Origin of the sequence: Neisseria sp. 27098_8_139, assembly GCF_041433195.1 — a bacterium.
In the GTDB taxonomy this organism is placed as follows: Bacteria; Pseudomonadota; Gammaproteobacteria; order Burkholderiales; family Neisseriaceae; genus Neisseria; species Neisseria subflava.
In genome coordinates, this window is the sequence record NZ_JAPWBA010000015.1 from 1 (window position 1) to 17,456 (window position 17,456).

At 49.4% G+C, this 17,456-nt stretch carries 16 protein-coding genes and 1 tRNA gene; 14 read left to right on the top strand and 3 right to left on the bottom strand.

The window, feature by feature from the left end:
• The first annotated feature begins 2 nt into the window (after positions 1 to 2).
• The 7 genes from O3660_RS10215 to O3660_RS10245 all read left to right on the top strand — a co-directional run bounded on the left by O3660_RS10215 (position 3) and on the right by O3660_RS10245 (position 9,889).
• Positions 3 to 1,877 (top strand): site-specific DNA-methyltransferase, encoded by a 1,875-nt coding sequence (locus O3660_RS10215; protein WP_371464940.1) that lies wholly within the window; start codon positions 3 to 5, stop codon positions 1,875 to 1,877.
• Positions 1,878 to 1,887: 10 nt separating this feature from the next.
• A complete protein-coding gene (locus tag O3660_RS10220) occupies positions 1,888 to 4,521 on the top strand; it encodes a DEAD/DEAH box helicase family protein (protein ID WP_371464941.1) in 2,634 nt (877 codons plus the stop codon).
• 289 nt (positions 4,522 to 4,810) lie between these two features.
• Entirely contained in the window at positions 4,811 to 5,047 is a 237-nt protein-coding gene (gene acpP, locus O3660_RS10225) for an acyl carrier protein (RefSeq protein ID WP_003679644.1), read from the top strand.
• Positions 5,048 to 5,209: 162 nt separating this feature from the next.
• The gene (gene fabF / locus O3660_RS10230) at positions 5,210 to 6,457 is read left to right on the top strand and encodes a beta-ketoacyl-ACP synthase II (protein ID WP_049351312.1); all 1,248 of its coding nucleotides are present in this window, start codon (positions 5,210 to 5,212) and stop codon (positions 6,455 to 6,457) included.
• A gap of 181 nt (positions 6,458 to 6,638) precedes the next feature.
• Positions 6,639 to 7,331 carry a hypothetical protein gene (locus tag O3660_RS10235; RefSeq protein ID WP_049351302.1) on the top strand — a complete coding sequence of 231 codons (693 nt, stop codon included), beginning with the start codon at positions 6,639 to 6,641 and terminating at the stop codon, positions 7,329 to 7,331.
• Between the two features lie 141 nt (positions 7,332 to 7,472).
• Positions 7,473 to 8,360 (top strand): homocysteine S-methyltransferase family protein, encoded by an 888-nt coding sequence (locus O3660_RS10240; protein ID WP_049351301.1) that lies wholly within the window; start codon positions 7,473 to 7,475, stop codon positions 8,358 to 8,360.
• Between the two features lie 98 nt (positions 8,361 to 8,458).
• A complete protein-coding gene (locus tag O3660_RS10245; RefSeq protein WP_049351300.1) occupies positions 8,459 to 9,889 on the top strand; it encodes a basic amino acid/polyamine antiporter in 1,431 nt (476 codons plus the stop codon).
• A gap of 65 nt (positions 9,890 to 9,954) precedes the next feature.
• On the opposite strand, the gene O3660_RS10250 is transcribed toward O3660_RS10245, so the two are convergent.
• Together O3660_RS10250 and O3660_RS10255 are read right to left on the bottom strand one after the other, a co-directional pair.
• Positions 9,955 to 10,284, bottom strand: a complete 330-nt coding sequence (locus O3660_RS10250; protein ID WP_003679997.1) for a rhodanese-like domain-containing protein — start codon at positions 10,282 to 10,284, stop codon at positions 9,955 to 9,957.
• Positions 10,285 to 10,336: 52 nt separating this feature from the next.
• Positions 10,337 to 10,993, bottom strand: coding sequence for a protein-L-isoaspartate O-methyltransferase (locus tag O3660_RS10255; protein WP_049351299.1), 657 nt, complete (start codon positions 10,991 to 10,993; stop codon positions 10,337 to 10,339).
• Positions 10,994 to 11,175: 182 nt separating this feature from the next.
• Between O3660_RS10255 and tpiA the strand changes: the two genes are divergently transcribed.
• The 5 genes from tpiA to O3660_RS10280 all read left to right on the top strand — a co-directional run bounded on the left by tpiA (position 11,176) and on the right by O3660_RS10280 (position 13,553).
• Positions 11,176 to 11,949 (top strand): triose-phosphate isomerase, encoded by a 774-nt coding sequence (gene tpiA / locus O3660_RS10260; RefSeq protein ID WP_049351298.1) that lies wholly within the window; start codon positions 11,176 to 11,178, stop codon positions 11,947 to 11,949.
• Positions 11,950 to 11,956: 7 nt separating this feature from the next.
• Positions 11,957 to 12,316 carry a preprotein translocase subunit SecG gene (gene secG / locus O3660_RS10265; protein WP_049351297.1) on the top strand — a complete coding sequence of 120 codons (360 nt, stop codon included), beginning with the start codon at positions 11,957 to 11,959 and terminating at the stop codon, positions 12,314 to 12,316.
• 15 nt (positions 12,317 to 12,331) lie between these two features.
• Positions 12,332 to 12,417 (top strand) — tRNA-Leu (locus O3660_RS10270).
• A 90-nt stretch (positions 12,418 to 12,507) separates the two neighbouring features.
• On the top strand, positions 12,508 to 13,065 hold the full coding sequence (locus O3660_RS10275; protein ID WP_049351296.1) for a UbiX family flavin prenyltransferase: 558 nt from the start codon (positions 12,508 to 12,510) through the stop codon (positions 13,063 to 13,065).
• Between the two features lie 53 nt (positions 13,066 to 13,118).
• Positions 13,119 to 13,553 (top strand): pyridoxamine 5'-phosphate oxidase family protein, encoded by a 435-nt coding sequence (locus O3660_RS10280; RefSeq protein ID WP_049351295.1) that lies wholly within the window; start codon positions 13,119 to 13,121, stop codon positions 13,551 to 13,553.
• A 53-nt stretch (positions 13,554 to 13,606) separates the two neighbouring features.
• On the opposite strand, the gene ppk2 is transcribed toward O3660_RS10280, so the two are convergent.
• Entirely contained in the window at positions 13,607 to 14,536 is a 930-nt protein-coding gene (gene ppk2, locus O3660_RS10285; protein ID WP_049351294.1) for a polyphosphate kinase 2, read from the bottom strand.
• Between the two features lie 167 nt (positions 14,537 to 14,703).
• Here ppk2 and O3660_RS10290 point away from each other — a divergent pair, with 167 nt between their 5' ends.
• Together O3660_RS10290 and O3660_RS10295 are read left to right on the top strand one after the other, a co-directional pair.
• Positions 14,704 to 16,488, top strand: a complete 1,785-nt coding sequence (locus tag O3660_RS10290) for a bifunctional anthranilate synthase component I family protein/class IV aminotransferase (RefSeq protein WP_049351293.1) — start codon at positions 14,704 to 14,706, stop codon at positions 16,486 to 16,488.
• 101 nt (positions 16,489 to 16,589) lie between these two features.
• On the top strand, positions 16,590 to 17,450 hold the full coding sequence (locus O3660_RS10295) for a ParB/RepB/Spo0J family partition protein (protein ID WP_049351292.1): 861 nt from the start codon (positions 16,590 to 16,592) through the stop codon (positions 17,448 to 17,450).
• The last annotated feature ends 6 nt before the right edge of the window (positions 17,451 to 17,456 follow it).

Below are 17,456 nucleotides of genomic sequence, written 5' to 3' on the forward strand. Positions count from 1 at the left end.
TTATACACGATTTAGAAAATAATTTCAAACAAAACAACATATTAAAACTCAAGCAACTCTTTCCCGAAGTCTTTTGCGAAGACCAAATCGATTTTGAGAAGCTCAAACTCGTCCTCGGCGCAGAAAACCTTGCTGGTGCGGGCGAACGTTACCAACTGGATTGGGCGGGCAAAACCGCCGCCTATCTCAACCTGCAAAGCCCCACTTCCCGCACCCTCGTTCCCTGCAAAGAAGAATCCGCAGATTTCGACGGCACGCAAAACGTGTTTATCGAAGCCGAAAACCTCGAAGCACTGAAAATCCTGCAAAAATCCTACGCCGGCAGCGTGAAGATGATTTACATTGACCCGCCCTACAATACCGGCAACGATTCCTTTATCTATCCCGACAAATTCTCCGAAAGCCGCGATGAATACGCCCGACGCGTGGGCGATACCGACGACGCGGGCTACCTGAAACGCGACGGCGTATTCCAAGGCGCGTGGCGCAAAAACGGCAAAGACAGCGGCCATTACCACAGCAACTGGCTCTCCATGATGCTGCCGCGCCTGCATCTGGCGAAAACCCTGCTGCGCGAAGACGGCGTGATTTTTATCAGTATTGACGACAACGAACAGGCGCAGTTGAAATTGTTGTGTGATGAAGTGTTTGGGGCGGAGAATTTTGTGTCAAATATTATATGGGAGAAGAGGTATACCAGAAGTAACAACGCCCGCATGTTCACAACATTAACGGAGCAGATAGTTTGCTACAGGAAATCTGATAACTTACAGGAGTTAAAAGAGCCTAGAAATGAAAAAGCAGATTCCACTTATACCAATCCAGATAATGACCCAAGAGGAGTATGGACAAGCGTATCTTGTGTTAACCCAGCAACAAAGGAACAACGCCCGAATTTATCATATGAAATACAAAATCCACACACGGGAGAAGTCATTACACACCCAACAAATGCATGGAAATTTGAGCATTCAAAATATTTATCCTATCAGGAAGATAACAGACTGTATTGGGGAAAAAATGGAGAAAACAAATATCCACGCTTAAAGAAATTTCTCACAGAGATGGATGGCGGAATGGTGCCAGTTGATTTATGGAAACATGATGAAACAGGAACAACAGATGCTGCCAGCAAAGAGTTGGAATCCATGATTGGTAAAGGAATATTTACTTTTCCGAAACCTCCTTCATTAATCAAAAGGATGCTTAAAATTGCATCAAATAAAAAAGATTCAATTATATTAGACTTCTTCACCGGCTCCGGCACTACCGCCCATGCCGTGATGCAGCTTAACGCCGAAGACGGCGGCAGCCGCCGTTTTATCTGCGTCCAGCTCCCCGAAGAAACCGACGAAAAATCCGAAGCACGCAAGGCGGGTTTCGACACGATTGCCGAAATTGCCAAAGAACGCATCCGCCGCGCGGGCAGGCAGATTTCAGACGGCCTTCAAGACGGATCGGAAATAGATACGGGCTTTAAAGTCTTCAAACTTGCCGAAAGCGGTTTCAAACAATGGCGGCAGCCCGGACAAGCCGATACGGAAGCCCTGCAACGCGAATTGTCGTTGAATATCGATTCCGTGCTGTCTGAAACGTCGTCTGAAAACCTGCTCTACGAATTGATGCTGCGTATGGGCTTGAAGCTGACTTGCAAGGTTTCGTTTTCAGACGGCGTATGTTTCGTGGAAGACGAGGATACGGGCGGGCTATACGCTTTCCTGCTGGAACGCGTGGATCAAGGTTTGATTGATGCGGTACTGGAGAAGCACCCCGTCAAGGTGGCGGTTTTGGACAGGCTATTCGACGGCGACGACGCGCTTAAAAGCAATACCGTATTGCAGATGAAGGACGCGGGCGTGATGTTCGAGTGCGTGTAGGGAGAAAACGATGGAATTGAAATTTGAAGAACTGCCCTATCAGCTTGATGCGGTAAATGCCGTTGCGAATCTTTTTGCAGGGCAGCCGAACCATGCCCGGACATTTGATTTGACCAGTCAGGGGATGGGGCGGTTTGTCGGCAACGGCTTGGATTTGGATTGGGAAACGCTAGGCCGGAATTTGAATGCGGTACAAAAGCAAAACGGACAGTCTGAAACGGAAATCGGCGAGCACGGGCTGAATTTTTCTCTGGAAATGGAAACGGGTACGGGCAAAACCTATGTCTATCTGCGCACGATTTATGAATTAAACCGCCGCTACGGCTGGAAGAAATTTGTCATTGTCGTACCGAGCGTACCGATACGCGAAGGCGTGTTAAAAAGCCTGGAAATTATGAAGGCGCATTTTGACGGGGTGTTTGGCAGGCCCGTGATGCGTTATGCGGAATATTCAAGCGGCCGGCTGTCGGACTTACGCGCTTTTGCGGTAAACGACCATATCGAGATTTTAGTGATCAACATCCAGTCGTTTGAAAAAGATGGAAACGTTATCAATAAGGTAAACGAAAGCGGGGAAGCGCCGATTAAGTTTGTTCAGGAAACGTGTCCCATCGTCATTATCGACGAGCCGCAGAATATGGAAACGGAAGGCCGTCTGAACGCCTTGGCATCGCTCAATCCGCTCTTTACCCTGCGCTATTCGGCAACGCATAAAAAACCGTACCACAAGGTTTACAGCCTGAATCCCGTGCAGGCATACAATTTGAAGCTGGTAAAGCAAATCGAAGTTTTGCCGGTATTGGCGGAAAACGATGTGAACGGTGCATTTGCGGAGCTGCTGGAAGTAAAGCAGGCGGCCAAAGGCCGTCTGAAAGCCGATTTGAACATTCATTATCAGAATAAAAAGGAAACCAAGAAGAAAAAGGTGTCCGTCAAATCGGGAGACGATTTGTTTGAAAAATCAGGCGGCAACGAAGCCTACCGCCACGGTTTCATCATTGACGGCATGGATTTCGAGAATCAGGAATTGGCGTTCTCAAGCGGTAAAACCATTACGCGCGGCGGCGACGGCAATGCGGTGCGAGATGAAATCATGAAAAACCAAATCCGCGAAACGGTAAGGGAGCATTTGGCGAAGGAGAAACGTCTGAATCCGCTGGGGATTAAGGTGTTGTCGCTGTTCTTCATCGACCGCGTGGAGAATTACCGTGCGGCAGACGGAACAGCAGGCAAGTTTGCCCTTTGGTTTGAAGAAATCTATCGGGAGCTTGCAGGCAGCGCCGATACGGCGGGCGTACACGGCGGCTATTTCTCGCAAGACAAGAAAGGCCGTCTGAAAAACACCGACGGTACAACTCAGGCGGACAACGATACCTACCGCCTCATTATGCGCGACAAGGAAACCCTGCTTTCCTTCGGCAGCCCGCTGCGCTTTATCTTTTCCCATTCCGCGCTGAAAGAAGGCTGGGACAACCCCAATGTATTCCAAATCTGCACGCTCAACGAAACCCGCTCGCCGCTGAAAAAGCGGCAGGAAATCGGGCGCGGGCTGCGTATAGCCGTCAATCAGGAAGGACGGCGCGTGCGCGATGAAAAAGTGAATGTGCTAACCGTGGTTCCGAACGAAAGCTACGAATCGTTTGCTGCCAACCTGCAAAAGGAATACGAAGACGAATGCGGCATTACCTTCGCCGCCGAAAACATCAAGGACGGCAACAAAAAGAAAAAACAGCTATTCCGCAAAGATTTCCCGCTCGACCCCGAATTTCAGGCAATTTGGGACAGGTTGAAATACAAAACGCGCTACCGCGTGCACTTCGATACGGAAGAACTCATCAAACAGGCTTCGGCGGCAGTGGCAGGCCTGCCTGAAATCCAAAAGCCGAAAATCCGCATCCGCAAGGCGCAATTAAAACAATCCCAAACCTACGGTATCGAAACAGTCGAAATTGCCAGCCGCAGCCGCGACATGGACGTTCAATGGGAAATCCCGGACATACTCGGCGAGATCCAAAGAAAAACAGGGCTGACGCGGCGCACAGTGTACGAAATCATTACACAGTCAGGCCGTCTGAAAGATGTAGCTGGTAATCCGCAACGCTTCATCGACCTTGCCGCCGAAGCGGTAAACCGCAGCTTGTACGCGTTGATGGCGGCAGGAATCGAGTATGAGCAAACCGGAGAAGTGTACGACCAAAAGCTGTTGGCAGACATGGAGCGTGAAGGCATCGAGTTTTATGAAAACAGCTTTACGTTCAAAGTCGGAAAACCGCAAAAAACCATTTGCGAAAACTATATCCCTTTGGATTCCGGCACGGAACAAGCCTTTGCTCAAAATTGCGAGGATTATGATGCGAAAAATGAAGGCGGCGTGGCGTTTTACTTCAAACTGCCCGGCTGGTTCAAGATCCCGACCCCGCTGGGCAACTACAATCCCGATTGGGCGGTGGTAAAACAGGTTCAGGACAAAGTGTATTTCGTTGCAGAAACCAAAAATACCGGCAAAGGCATTCAGGCTGGTGTGGATACGGACAAACTACGCCAAAATGAGAAGCTGAAAATCGAATGCGGCAAGCGGCATTTTGCGGCATTGGACGGGCTGGAATATCGTGAGACGGATGATGTGGGCAGTTTGGAAAAATAATTGGAGGAAATATTTGAAATTGCATTAAAGCCGTTTGAGAAGCCGAAATTAGGATTTTCAGATGGCCACGATTTACGATAATCAAACTTAACTCTATGATATCAAATAAAAACAATTTCCTGCTTGTAGGTTAAAATCAGCCTATGCTAATATGCGCAACAACAGGTTTTTACTGAATAATCTGTGCTAAAATGCAGGATTAGATGGAAAACTCTATCCGAATTCGGTACAATACCGACGAATTATTTCTCTTAAACAACCTGCCGCAAGGCGAAAAGGAACGACTGATATGTCAAACATCGAACAACAAGTTAAGAAAATTGTTGCTGAACAACTGGGCGTAAACGAAGCCGAAGTGAAAAACGAATCTTCTTTCCAAGACGATTTGGGTGCTGACTCTCTGGACACCGTAGAACTGGTGATGGCTTTGGAAGAAGCTTTCGGCTGCGAAATCCCTGACGAAGACGCTGAAAAAATCACTACCGTACAATTGGCTATCGACTACATCAACGCCCACCAAGGCTAATCGGTCGCACCAAACATCCAGCCTCTGCTGCGCCATCGCAATAGAGGCTTTTACCTTATTATTAAACCCCTGAAATTTCAGACGGCATGAGTTTTGCCCGTTTTCACGAAGAAAATGAGCAAGGCTGCCGCGAAAATCCCGACAACCAACAGCGAGATTATCATGAGTCAGAGAAGAGTAGTCATCACAGGTCTTGGCCAAGTATCACCGGTCGGCAACGACGTCGCCACCGCATGGAGCAATTTGCTCGCAGGCAAAAGCGGCATCGGACGGATTACCCGCTTTGACGCATCCGACATCAACAGCCAAATCGCCGGCGAAGTGCGCGATTTCGACATCGGCCAATACATCAGCGCGAAAGAAGCACGCCGTATGGACGTGTTCATCCACTACGGTATTGCCGCCGCCCTGCAAGCCATCAATGATTCAGGCTTGGACGATTTGGAAACCCTCGACAAAGACCGCGTCGGTGTCAACATCGGCTCCGGTATCGGTGGTCTGCCGAGCATTGAAGCGACCGGAAAAGCTGTGATCGAAGGTGGTGCGCGCAAAATCAATCCTTTCTTTATCCCAGGCTCGCTGATTAACCTGATTTCCGGCCACGTAACCATTCTCAAAGGCTACCGCGGACCCAGCTACGGCATGGTTTCCGCTTGTACCACCGGCGCGCACTCCATCGGCGACTCCGCCCGCCTAATTAAATACGGCGACGCAGACGTTATGATTGCAGGTGGCGCGGAAGGCGCGATCAGCACTTTGGGCGTTGGCGGTTTTGCTGCCATGAAGGCACTTTCCACCCGTAACGACGATCCTGCTACCGCTTCCCGTCCGTGGGACAAAGGCCGTGACGGTTTCGTTATCGGCGAAGGCGCTGGCGTGCTGGTGTTGGAAGAATTGGAACACGCGAAAAAACGCGGTGCGAAAATTTACGCCGAAATCGTCGGCTTCGGTATGAGCTCCGATGCCTACCACATTACCGCGCCTAACGAAGAAGGCCCTGCATTGGCGGTTACTCGCGCTCTGAAAGATGCCGGCCTGAATCCTGAAGACGTAGATTACGTCAACGCACACGGTACATCGACTCCTTTGGGCGATGCCAACGAAACCAAAGCCATCAAATGCGCTTTGGGTGATCATGCGCGCAAAGTCATCGTTAACTCTACCAAGTCTATGACCGGCCACTTGCTCGGCGCGGCTGGCGGCGTGGAAGCGTTGTACAGCGTATTGGCAGTACACGAGCAAAAATCTCCACCTACCATCAACATCTTTGAACAAGACGTTGAAGCCGGTTGCGATCTGGACTACTGCGCCAACGAAGCGCGCGACGCGAAAATCGACGTTGCCATCTCCAATTCCTTCGGCTTTGGCGGTACCAACGGCACATTGGTATTCAAACGCTTTACAGGCTGATAGAAGGTTTTAAGCAAATTGAAAAGGCCGTCTGAAACTGGTTTTCAGACGGCCTTTTTTATTTTAAAAGCCAAATACTCTTGATAATCTATATCATTTATATAAAAATACCGATTCCTATCAATATTGCCCGGATTTTATCGGGTAATCAACCCAATTACATTTTTATCAGGAGTCTGCAATGAAAACCATCCGTATTCTGGCATTGGCCGCCGCACTGGCTGCCGTACCTGCATTTGCGTCTGATTTCGGCCATGAACAGGCATTGACCATAGACGGCAAGCCCGCCCATCTGGCAGAAACTTCAGCCCGTATTTTGGCAAACGAAACCCTGACTGCGCCGCAACTGGTCGAAGACATTACCGATGGATTCGGTTCGAAAAAAATTCCAGGTTATAAATTGATGATTATGGGCCGCACTTATTCGGTGGCGGCGGAAACCAAACCGCCGAAAGAGGGCCAAACTCAGTGGCGGGACAATACGTTCATTCATCGCGGCGTAAAACTGTTTGTCGGTATTCCGGTCAAAAATGGCAAGATGGATTTGGCATCTGCCCGGTTGATTAATATCGGCGTGGTTGACGACAACGGTGGTGCTGCGCCTCATGATGAGGGTGAAAAAATCCGCCCCGTCGGCAAACAGCTGATGTCTCCCGATACCAAAGTGGAAAATGTGAAACTTAATATTGCCAAACTGACGTTGCCAAATATGAAATTAGGCGAGACCAGTGGCGGTGGTGTGAAATTGGAAGCATCGGCAACATTGGACGGTAAACCGATACAGACCAAAATCGACAGCACTTTCTCCCGCTTCTATTCCGCCAAACCGGCAGCTACACGGCCATTTATGGCAGATGCACGGTTTGTGAAATAATCGCAAAGGCCGTCTGAAACCCAGTTTCAGACGGCCTTTTATATGCCAAAACTGCATAAGTTTAGTTCTTTATAGATTAAAGGTAAGGAGTTAAAAAAGCGTAGAATGGCGATTTTAAAAAATCATCATTGGAGGTCGATCATGACGGTAACGATTTTAGACGGTGGAATGGGGCGTGAACTGCATCGGCGCGGCGCACCGTTTCGTCAGCCGGAATGGTCTGCTTTGGCTTTGATGGAAGCGCCGGATATTGTGCGTGAAACGCATTTGGACTTTCTTCGAGCAGGCGCACAAGTAGTTACGACCAACAGCTATGCGCTTGTTCCGTTTCATATCGGGCAGGAGCGCTTTGATGCTCAAGCTGCCGAATGGGCAAGGCAGGCCGGCCGTTTGGCGCGTGAAGCGGTGGAACAAAGCGGGACTACTGCAAAAGTGGCCGCAAGCCTGCCGCCGTTGTTCGGTTCTTACCGCCCTGACTTGTTTGACAAACAAGTCGCACCTGCTTTGGCGCGCCCTTTAATATCGGGTTTGATGCCGTTTGCTGATATTTGGTTGGCAGAAACCGTATCCAGCTTGGAAGAAGCGCGTTTCTGGCGCAGCAGTCTGCCCGAGGACGGTAAACCGTTTTGGGTGTCGTTTACTTTGGAAGATACGATGCCGCATGATGTACCGGTGTTGCGTTCGGGAGAAAACGTGCACGAGGCGGCGGATTTCGCGGTAGAGATAGGTGCGGCGGCAATGTTGTTCAATTGCAGTCAGCCTGAAGTGATGGCGGAAGCTTTGAAAGTGGCACATGAAGCCCAAGGCCGTCTGAAACTGGGTGTTTACGCCAATGCATTTGAGCCGGTACAAGGACAGATGAACGAGGCCAACGATGGTTTGGATCCGATTCGTGCCGATGCTACGCCGGAAAATTATTTGGCGTGGGCGAGACAATGGGCGGATTTGGGTGCTGAAATCATCGGCGGGTGCTGCGGTATCGCACCTGAACATATCCGTGCGTTGGCGCAAGGATTTAAGGCCGTCTGAAAGTGGTCGCATAATATTTTGATACGGTTAGAACAGGCTAAAAAAGCCGGTAATGCCGTTGCTTCACAAACACATAATTATAAAAATCAGGAATAAACATGTCGCAAAAATCTCAAATCGGCTTGGCCGCGCTGACGGCCTTGGTTATCAGTTCCATGATTGGTTCGGGTATTTTCAGCCTGCCGCAGAATATGGCTGCCGTCGCAGGTTCGCAGGCTTTGCTGCTGGGTTGGCTGATTACCGGTGTGGGCATTATCTTTCTCGGTCTGTCATTTTCGGCCTTGTCCAAACTTAAGCCCGAATTGGACGGCGGTATTTATACGTACGCCCGCGACGGCTTCGGCGATTTGATGGGTTTTTTCTCGGCGTGGGGCTATTGGCTTTGCACTACGGTCGGTATTGTCGGCTATTTGGTGGTTGCGTTTGAAGCAGTAGGCGGATTTGTCGATACGCCGGACAACGTGATTTTCGGTAAAGGCAACACATTTGCCGCTTTTGTCGGTGAATCGGTAATTGTGTGGCTGATTTACTGGTTGGTAGTGCGCGGTATTAAAGAAGCGGCAGGAGTGAACCTGATTGCGACAGCAGTCAAAGTATTTCCGCTGATTTTATTTATCGGTATGGCAGCCTATTTCTTTCAAACCGAAGTGTTTATGTCCGATTGGACAGGGGCGAGCCTTGCTACGCCTGAAAATCCTGATGTCAGCCTGATGACGCAGGTGAAAAACACAATGCTGATTACGCTGTGGGTGTTTACCGGTATTGAGGGTGCGGCGGTTTTGTCCAAGCATGCGCGAAGTCGTGCTGATGTCGGTCGAGCAACCATTATCGGAGTCAGCTTGACGCTGGCAATGTATGTGGCAATTACCGTCTTGGCTCAAGGCATTTTGCCTCGTGTGGATATTGCAGCAATGGCTAATCCGTCTATGGCGGGCGTGTTGGCGCACATGGTCGGCCCTTGGGGTAAAGTGCTGATTTCTTCTTGCCTGATTGTGTCTGTGCTGTCGTCTTATTTAAGCTGGACGCTGTATGCGACCGAGGTTCCGCACATGGGTGCGAGAAACGGCGCATTTCCAAAATCGTTTATCCCGTTGAATAAAAACGAAGTGCCGCAGGGTTCGTTGATGTTTACCACCTTGACCGTGCAGGTTTGCCTATTGCTGGTGTGGTTAAAAGGCGAGGATTATTCTGCCTTGCTGATGGTATCGACTTCCATGATTTTGATACCGTATCTGTTAATTGGTGCATATCTGCTCAAATTATCGCTGACACAAAAGGCTGCGGCAAAATACCGTCTTATCGGCGCGGCAGCAACGCTTTATGCGGCTTGGATTGTCTATGCGGCAGGCACGGAATATTTGCTGCTTTCAGTCTTGCTCTATTTGCCCGGCGTATTGCTGTTTCTCTATTCGCAAAAGAAACACTACGGAAGTTGTCAGTTCAACCGTATGGAAAAAGCCGTATTGGTATTGCTGTTGATTTTGGCTGTGCCGGCCGTACAGCAGTTTGTCGCTAGCTTGCAAGCGTAAGCAGAAAGGTTTGAAAAGGCCGTCTGAAATCCAGTTTCAGACGGCCTTTTATTGATAAAACCGATTCAATATCGCATCATTTTGCTGTCTACCTGCATTGCCCAAGCATCGATACCGCCTTGCAGGTTGTAGAGGTTTTCAAATCCGGCGTCTTCTAAATACATTGCCGTGTGCAGGCTGCGGATGCCGTGGTGGCAGTAAACGACAATGGGTAAATCGTCGTCGGGCAGCTCGTTTTGACGCAGGGGGATGAGGTTCATCGGGATATGAATGGCGGCGGGCAGGGTGCAGATGGCGCGTTCTTCATCGGTGCGGACGTCGAGCAGATGAAATGCGCGGCCTTCGTCCTGCCATTGTTTCAATTCGGTGGGCGAGAGTTGGATAATGTCGGTCATAGGGTTGGGTATAAAAGTATGAGGCCGTCTGAACTTTCAGACGGCCTGTTGTTTAAAAATCGAAATCGCCGAACGGATTGGCCGATTTATCTTCCAAGTGGGCTACGACGGTGTCGAACAATACCTTTTCGGAAAACTCGTTGCCGTTGCGCGTCAGCAAAAGCGCGTGTTGTACCGGTTTGCGGCCGACGATGACCACCATACGGCCGCCGTCTTTCAGTTGCTCTTTCAGAATTTCAGGCACGCTGTCTACTGCGCCGCCCACATAAATCGCATCAAAAGGAGCGCCTTGCGATGCTTCGGTCAGGCCGTTGTTTTGCACATAATCGACGTTGGTAAAGCCCAATTCGTCCAAAACTTTTTTGGCGCGTTGCTGCTGATCGGCATCGATGTCGTCGGTCACGACTTTACCGGCCAGTTTGGACAGCAGGGCGGTTGCATAGCCTGAGCCTGTACCGATTTCTAAGACAGTTTCGTCTTTTTTCAGTTTCAAACCTTGAGCCAGGCGGGCAACGACTTTGGGTTCCAACATCTTATGACCGTTGGCCAGTGGCAGCTCCATATCCGCATAGGCCAAACCTTGAAAAGCCTCGCCGACAAAATGTTCGCGCTCGATCTCCTCCAAAGCATCCAAAATGTCGAAGTCCAAGACATCCCACGGACGAATCTGCTGTTCAACCATATTGAAACGCGCTTTTTCAAAGTCCATATTTGTGCTCCGTTCAATTCTTAATTTTATCGAAGCATACATTATAAATCCTTGTCGGAGAGTGTGCCATCTTTCAGACGGCCCAGAGGCTCGTTAATAATTGCCAAGCGCACATATATCCACTAAACTTTGACATTACACGACGCTACAGCAAGCAACAACCAACACACGGAGCAATAAAGATGTATCACCAAATCGGAATGTGGGATCAAAAATGGGTTATCGGCAACTGGAAAATGAACGGCCGACTCCAAAACAACAATGCGCTTATGCACCGCTTCCGTGTCATGCCAACCGCAGAACGCGTGTTAATCGGTCTGGCTGCTCCGACCGTTTATCTGTTGCAACTGCACAACGCCATGCAGATTGTTTTGAACAACCGTATCTTGACCTGTGCGCAAGACGTGAGCCGTTTCCCGAATAACGGCGCGTACACCGGCGAAGTGTCCGCCGAAATGCTTGCCGACATCGGTACTGACATCGTCCTCATCGGCCACTCCGAGCGCAGCCTTTATTTCGGCGAGAAAAACGAAATCCAACGCCGCAAAATGGAAAACGTCCTCAACGTCGGCCTGATTCCATTGTTGTGTGTCGGTGAAAGCCTGGAAGAACGCGAAGCCGGCAAAGAACACGAAGTCATTACCCACCAGCTTTCCATCCTACAAGGTTTGAACACCAAAAACATCGCCGTTGCCTACGAGCCGGTTTGGGCGATCGGTACAGGCAAAGTCGCCACTGTCGAACAAATCGCCGACATGCACGCATTTATCTACAAAGAAATCTTGTCTTTGTGCGGAAGCGATGTTAAAATCCGCGTTCTTTACGGCGGAAGTGTGAAAGCGGATAACGCGGCCGACATCTTCGCAGTACCTCATGTAGACGGCGCATTGGTTGGTGGCGCGTCATTATCATATGACTCCTTTACCGCCATCATCAACGCAGCACAAGCCTCGTAGAAAACATATGGAAGCCTTTAAAACCCTTATCTGGATCATTAATATTATTTCCGCTTTAGCCGTAATCGTGTTAGTATTGTTGCAACACGGTAAAGGCGCGGATGCCGGCGCAACGTTCGGTTCCGGCAGCGGTAGCGCGCAAGGCGTATTCGGTTCTGCCGGTAATGCCAACTTCTTGAGCCGCTCAACTGCTATTGCCGCAACATTTTTCTTTGCGACCTGCATGGCGATGGTGTATATTCACACCCACTCCAGTAAGCACGGTTTAGACTTCAGCGATGTGAAGCAGAGCCAGCAAGCTCCTAAGCCTGCAACGCCTGCACAAAACAATACAACTCCTGTTGCACCGAATCCTCAGCAGCAGTAAGGCAATTTGATTTATGCCGACATGGTGGAATTGGTAGACACGCTATCTTGAGGGGGTAGTGGCCATAGGCTGTGCGAGTTCAAATCTCGCTGTCGGCACCACATTAGAAAATCTAACCGCTTTTTAGCGGTTATTTTTTCGTCTTGAGAATCTGCCTTTCATTTATCTTTAGGCCGAGACAGGGAAATACAATGAAGCGTTTGGTTGTCGGCATCAGCGGTGCCAGCGGTTTTCAGTATGGCGTGAAAGCTTTGCAGCTTTTGCGTGAGCATCAGGTAGAAACGCATTTGGTGGTTTCGCAAGGGGCGGAGATGACCCGTGCTTTGGAAACGGATTACACCAAGGAAGACGTTTATGCTTTGGCGGATGTCGTGCATTCTGTCCGTAATGTCGGGGCAAGTATTGCCAGCGGATCGTTTTTGACGGATGGGATGTTGATTGCACCGTGTTCAATGAAAACCTTGGCTTCGGTTGCTCATGGATTTGCCGATAATTTGCTCAGCCGTGCGGCGGATGTAACGTTGAAAGAGCGGCGCAAGCTGGTGTTGATGGTGCGTGAAGCGCCGTTAAACTTGGCGCACATTGAAAATATGCGCCGCGTGACAGAGATGGGCGGTATCGTGTTTCCTCCCATTCCGGCTTTATATCAGAAGCCTGAATCCATTGAAGATATGATTACACACAGCGTCTCTCATGCTTTGGACTTGTTCGGTATCATTCAAAACAATGTGCCGCGCTGGCAGGGCTGATATTTCAGACGGCCTGAGTATAATTACGTCTACTGCGAAGGAAGATAAAACCCATGCAAACAATTCCTGCCAATATAGTGAAGTTTTTGAGCAATCATCATGTCGTCAGCATTGCTGCTGTGGAAGAGGGCGAAGTTTGGGCAGCTTGCTGTTTTTATGTGTTTGATGAGGCGAATGCCCGATTGATTGTGCTGACATCTTTGAAAACGAAACATGGCGGAATGATGGGTCGGTCAGCCAAAGTAGCCGGTACCATTGCCGGTCAACCTGACAGTATCACGAAAATCAGCGGCATTCAGTTTGCGGCGACTGCCGCTTTGATTGAGGATGAAGTGGATTTGAAAGCGGCACAGTCTTTGTATTACAAAGCGCATCCTGCTGCCAGAGTGATGAAAAGCGATGTTTGGGCATTGAATTTGGACAGCGTGAAATTCACTGACAATAAATTGGTATTCGCACAAAAAACGTACTGGGATCGCAAGGATTAAGAAAAGGCCGTCTGAAAGATGAAATTTCAGACGGCCTTTGGTAATGTTACAAATTAATCGTGTCCGAGATCGACAGTTTTTTCTTTGTAACGTGTATCAGGAATCAAAACAATTTTCTCGTCCACTTTGCCGATGGCTTTCACGTCTTTGCCCGGATAGTCCAGCTGATGCAGGAAGTAGCGGATACAGTTCAAACGTGCACGTTTTTTGTCGTCGGAACGGATGATGACCCAAGGCGCGTCGCCGGTGTGGGTGTGGAAGAACATGGCGTTTTTGGCTTCGGTGTAGTCGTCCCAGCGGTCGAGCGATTGGATATCCACTGGAGACAGTTTCCAGTGTTTCAGCGGGTCGTCACGACGGGAGATGAAGCGACGGAGTTGTTCTTCACGGGATACGGAGAACCAGAATTTGAACAGATGGATGCCGCTGGCAACAAGCATACGTTCCAATTCAGGGGTTTGGCGCATGAAGAGCAGGTATTCGTTAGGTTCGCAGAAGCCCATTACGCGTTCTACGCCGGCACGGTTGTACCATGAGCGGTCGAAGAATACCATTTCGCCTGCGGTCGGCAGGTTTTGGATGTAGCGTTGGAAATACCATTGGCCGCGTTCGGTAGTGGTTGGTTTCTCCAAAGCAACCACACGTGCGCCACGCGGATTCAGGTGTTCCATAAAGCGTTTGATGGTACCGCCTTTACCGGCTGCGTCGCGGCCTTCAAACAGGCTGACGATACGCTGACCGGAATCTTTAACCCAGCTTTGTACTTTCAACAATTCGATTTGCAGCTTCTGTTTTTCTTTTTCGTAAACAGAGCGGCGCATACGTTGTTTGTACGGGTAGTTGGCAGGAAGCGGTGCGCTGCCGGAATCTTCGTCAGTGCCGCGTCCTTCGTGTTCCAAAACAGCCTTTTCGAATACTTGCAGCTGGTCTTGTTTCTCGCCCAGTTCAACATTCTCGAACGGTTCTAATTGGTGGTCTGCCATAAAGTCTCCTTATCGATTAAGTTTTAAATGATATGGTGTGGTATGACTTGATTTTACCTCTTTATGCTGTGTTAGCCTACATAAAATTACACGTAAGCGATTTTTTCCGGCTTGTTTGATAATTTTTGTAAAAACAGCGTATAATCAGCCTATTTGTATAATACATCATGCCTTATTTCGCCCTGTTCGACGATGCGTTAAGCGGTCGTGCAAAACTCTATCAAAATCATGTGGAAAGCTGCCTTTTTCATCATAACGAACTGGCGTCGTTGGATGATGTTTTGCAGGCGGGTTGGAAAAAAGGCCTGCATGCAGTGTTGTTTGCAGACTACGAATTCGGATTGCCACTGATGGATATTTCATCCGCGCGCAGTGGCAATTTGCGTTTGCACTGGTTTGCCGATTATTCTGAAATCGATGCCGAAAGCTGGTTGACCAATCATTCAGACGGCCTTGAGGCAGGTATCTCCACTCCCCGATTCTCCGTATCCGAAGCCGATTATCTCGAGCATATCAACCAAATCCACGAAGCCATCCGCCGCGGCGATACCTATCAAATCAATTACACCGCACGCCTGCACCTGCAAACTTACGGCAATCCGATTCAGCTTTACCGCCGCTTGCGCCAGCCTGTGCCGTATGCCGTTTTGTCTTGTCTGCCTGACGGAGCAGGGCAGGAAGCGTGGACTTTGTGTTTTTCTCCCGAACTTTTCCTCAAAATCGATTCAGACGGCCTGATCACAACCGAGCCGATGAAAGGCACTGCGCCGATTCTTCATGACGGACAAGATGAACACCGTGCTGTTGAATTGCAAAATGACCCTAAAAATCGTGCCGAAAATGTGATGATTGTCGATTTGTTGCGCAACGACCTCGGCAAAATCGCGCAAACAGGCAAAGTACGCGTGCCTGAACCGTTTAAAGTTTCCCGTTTCGGCAGTGTTTGGCAGATGACCAGTGCCATCGAGGCGCAGGCGCTGCCTGATGTTTCGGTTGTCGATATTTTCCGCGCAGCCTTCCCGTGCGGCAGTATTACCGGCGCGCCCAAACGAATGAGCATGCAGATTATTGAGTCTCTTGAGTCCGAACCGCGCGGTTTGTACACAGGCAGCATCGGCTTTTTGCATCCGTGTGAGACGGGTTTGGGATTTGAAGGTGTATTTAATGTCGTGATTCGAACTTTATCCCTGAAGCCCGTTTCAGACGGCCTTTATCAAGGTGTTTATGGCGTGGGTTCGGGGATTGTGATTGATAGCGATCCTGAAGCCGAATATCGCGAGTGCGGTTGGAAGGCGCGTTTTCTCAATGAATTGCGGCCTGATTTCGGTATTTTTGAAACCATGCGTGTGGAAGATAGACAATGCCGTTTGCTCGATTTGCATTTAGCCCGTCTGAACAGATCGACACAAGCACTCAACCTGCCTTGGCCTCAAAATGCGGCAGAGCAAATTCAACACTATATAGATGCGTTGCCAAGTGGGTTATTTAGAGTCAAAGCTGCTTTGTTTTCAGACGGCCTTGCATTGAGTCATGCGGCTGTTTCCGAATTGGATGGGCAGCAATACGTCATCTTAAGTGAGCACACATTAAGTCAACGCGATTATCTGCGCCGTTTCAAAACCACACGCCGTGAAATTTTTGACCAAGCATGGAAAACGGCAGAAGGGCAGGGCGCATTTGACAGCCTGTTTTTCAATTCGGACGGCCTTTTGTTAGAGGGCGGAAGAAGCAATGTGTTCGTCAAATATCAAGGACAATGGCTCACTCCGTCTTTGGATTTGGATATTTTGAACGGGGTCATGCGCCAAGCGGTATTGAAGCAGCCGCAGCTATATTTAGGTGTGGATACAATCAAGGAAACCCGCATCACGCGTGCTATGTTGGAAAATGCGGAAGAAATCCGCTTGAGTAACGCTTTAAGGGGCGTGTTTGCGGTTTCGCTCCGTAAATAAATGGCAATAGTCAAATCATCGTGATTCAAATTGTCGTAAAGCGGCAATATCCGATAGAATACGTCATTTCAACAATGAGGCCGTCTGAAAGGGAAAACAATATGGCAAAAGCAAAAGGTGGATTGGGACGCGGTTTGGATTCGCTGATTTCCAATGCAGTGGACAGCAGCAGTAGCGACCGCCTGACAACGGTTGCCATCGCCGATATTCAGCCCGGCCGTTATCAGGCGCGTGTGCAAATTGATGATGAAGCTTTGCAGGAATTGGCCGATTCCATTAAAGCGCAAGGCATTATCCAGCCGGTTATCGTACGCGAACGTGGCCTGTCTCAATATGAATTGATTGCTGGCGAACGCCGTTGGCGCGCCTCCCAGTTGGCCGGTTTGACCGAAATTCCCGTCGTTATCAAAACCATCAGCGATGAAACCGCGTTGGCCATGGGTTTGATTGAGAACCTGCAACGTGAAAACCTCAATCCGATTGAAGAAGCGCAAGGTTTGAAACGCCTTGCCGATGAATTCGGCCTGACTCACGAAACCATCGCAAAAGCCGTCGGTAAAAGCCGTAGTGCCATTTCCAACAGCCTGCGCCTGTTGAGCCTGCCTGAGCCGGTTCAGGAAATGCTTTATCAACGCCGTCTGGAAATGGGTCATGCCCGTGCGTTGCTGACCTTGCATGTGGTTGACCAATTGGAGTTGGCGCAAAAAGCCGTCAAAAACGGTTGGTCGGTACGCGAAGTAGAACGTCGCAGTCAGTTGGCGCATCAGAAAGCCAAACCGGAAGCAGCCAAAACCATCAGCCCGGATATCCTCCGCATTAATGATGCCCTGACCGAGCGTTTGGGTGTCAATGCAGAAGTCAAAACTAGCAATCAGAAGAAAGGCAAAATCGTACTGCATTTTGATACGCCGGAAACGTTCGAATATTTGCTGAAACAGTTAGGCATTAATCAAGAGTTTTAACGGTTT

Excerpts from the sequence above, each read along its gene's own strand:
- O3660_RS10220 (WP_371464941.1), top strand. The coding sequence starts at position 1,888 with ATGGAATTGAAATTTGAAGAACTGCCCTATCAGCTTGATGCGGTAAAT.
- acpP (WP_003679644.1), top strand. The coding sequence starts at position 4,811 with ATGTCAAACATCGAACAACAAGTTAAGAAAATTGTTGCTGAACAACTG.
- fabF (WP_049351312.1), top strand. The coding sequence starts at position 5,210 with ATGAGTCAGAGAAGAGTAGTCATCACAGGTCTTGGCCAAGTATCACCG.
- O3660_RS10235 (WP_049351302.1), top strand. The coding sequence starts at position 6,639 with ATGAAAACCATCCGTATTCTGGCATTGGCCGCCGCACTGGCTGCCGTA.
- O3660_RS10240 (WP_049351301.1), top strand. The coding sequence starts at position 7,473 with ATGACGGTAACGATTTTAGACGGTGGAATGGGGCGTGAACTGCATCGG.
- O3660_RS10245 (WP_049351300.1), top strand. The coding sequence starts at position 8,459 with ATGTCGCAAAAATCTCAAATCGGCTTGGCCGCGCTGACGGCCTTGGTT.
- O3660_RS10250 (WP_003679997.1), bottom strand. The coding sequence starts at position 10,284 with ATGACCGACATTATCCAACTCTCGCCCACCGAATTGAAACAATGGCAG.
- O3660_RS10255 (WP_049351299.1), bottom strand. The coding sequence starts at position 10,993 with ATGGACTTTGAAAAAGCGCGTTTCAATATGGTTGAACAGCAGATTCGT.
- tpiA (WP_049351298.1), top strand. The coding sequence starts at position 11,176 with ATGTATCACCAAATCGGAATGTGGGATCAAAAATGGGTTATCGGCAAC.
- secG (WP_049351297.1), top strand. The coding sequence starts at position 11,957 with ATGGAAGCCTTTAAAACCCTTATCTGGATCATTAATATTATTTCCGCT.
- O3660_RS10275 (WP_049351296.1), top strand. The coding sequence starts at position 12,508 with ATGAAGCGTTTGGTTGTCGGCATCAGCGGTGCCAGCGGTTTTCAGTAT.
- O3660_RS10280 (WP_049351295.1), top strand. The coding sequence starts at position 13,119 with ATGCAAACAATTCCTGCCAATATAGTGAAGTTTTTGAGCAATCATCAT.
- ppk2 (WP_049351294.1), bottom strand. The coding sequence starts at position 14,536 with ATGGCAGACCACCAATTAGAACCGTTCGAGAATGTTGAACTGGGCGAG.
- O3660_RS10290 (WP_049351293.1), top strand. The coding sequence starts at position 14,704 with ATGCCTTATTTCGCCCTGTTCGACGATGCGTTAAGCGGTCGTGCAAAA.
- O3660_RS10295 (WP_049351292.1), top strand. The coding sequence starts at position 16,590 with ATGGCAAAAGCAAAAGGTGGATTGGGACGCGGTTTGGATTCGCTGATT.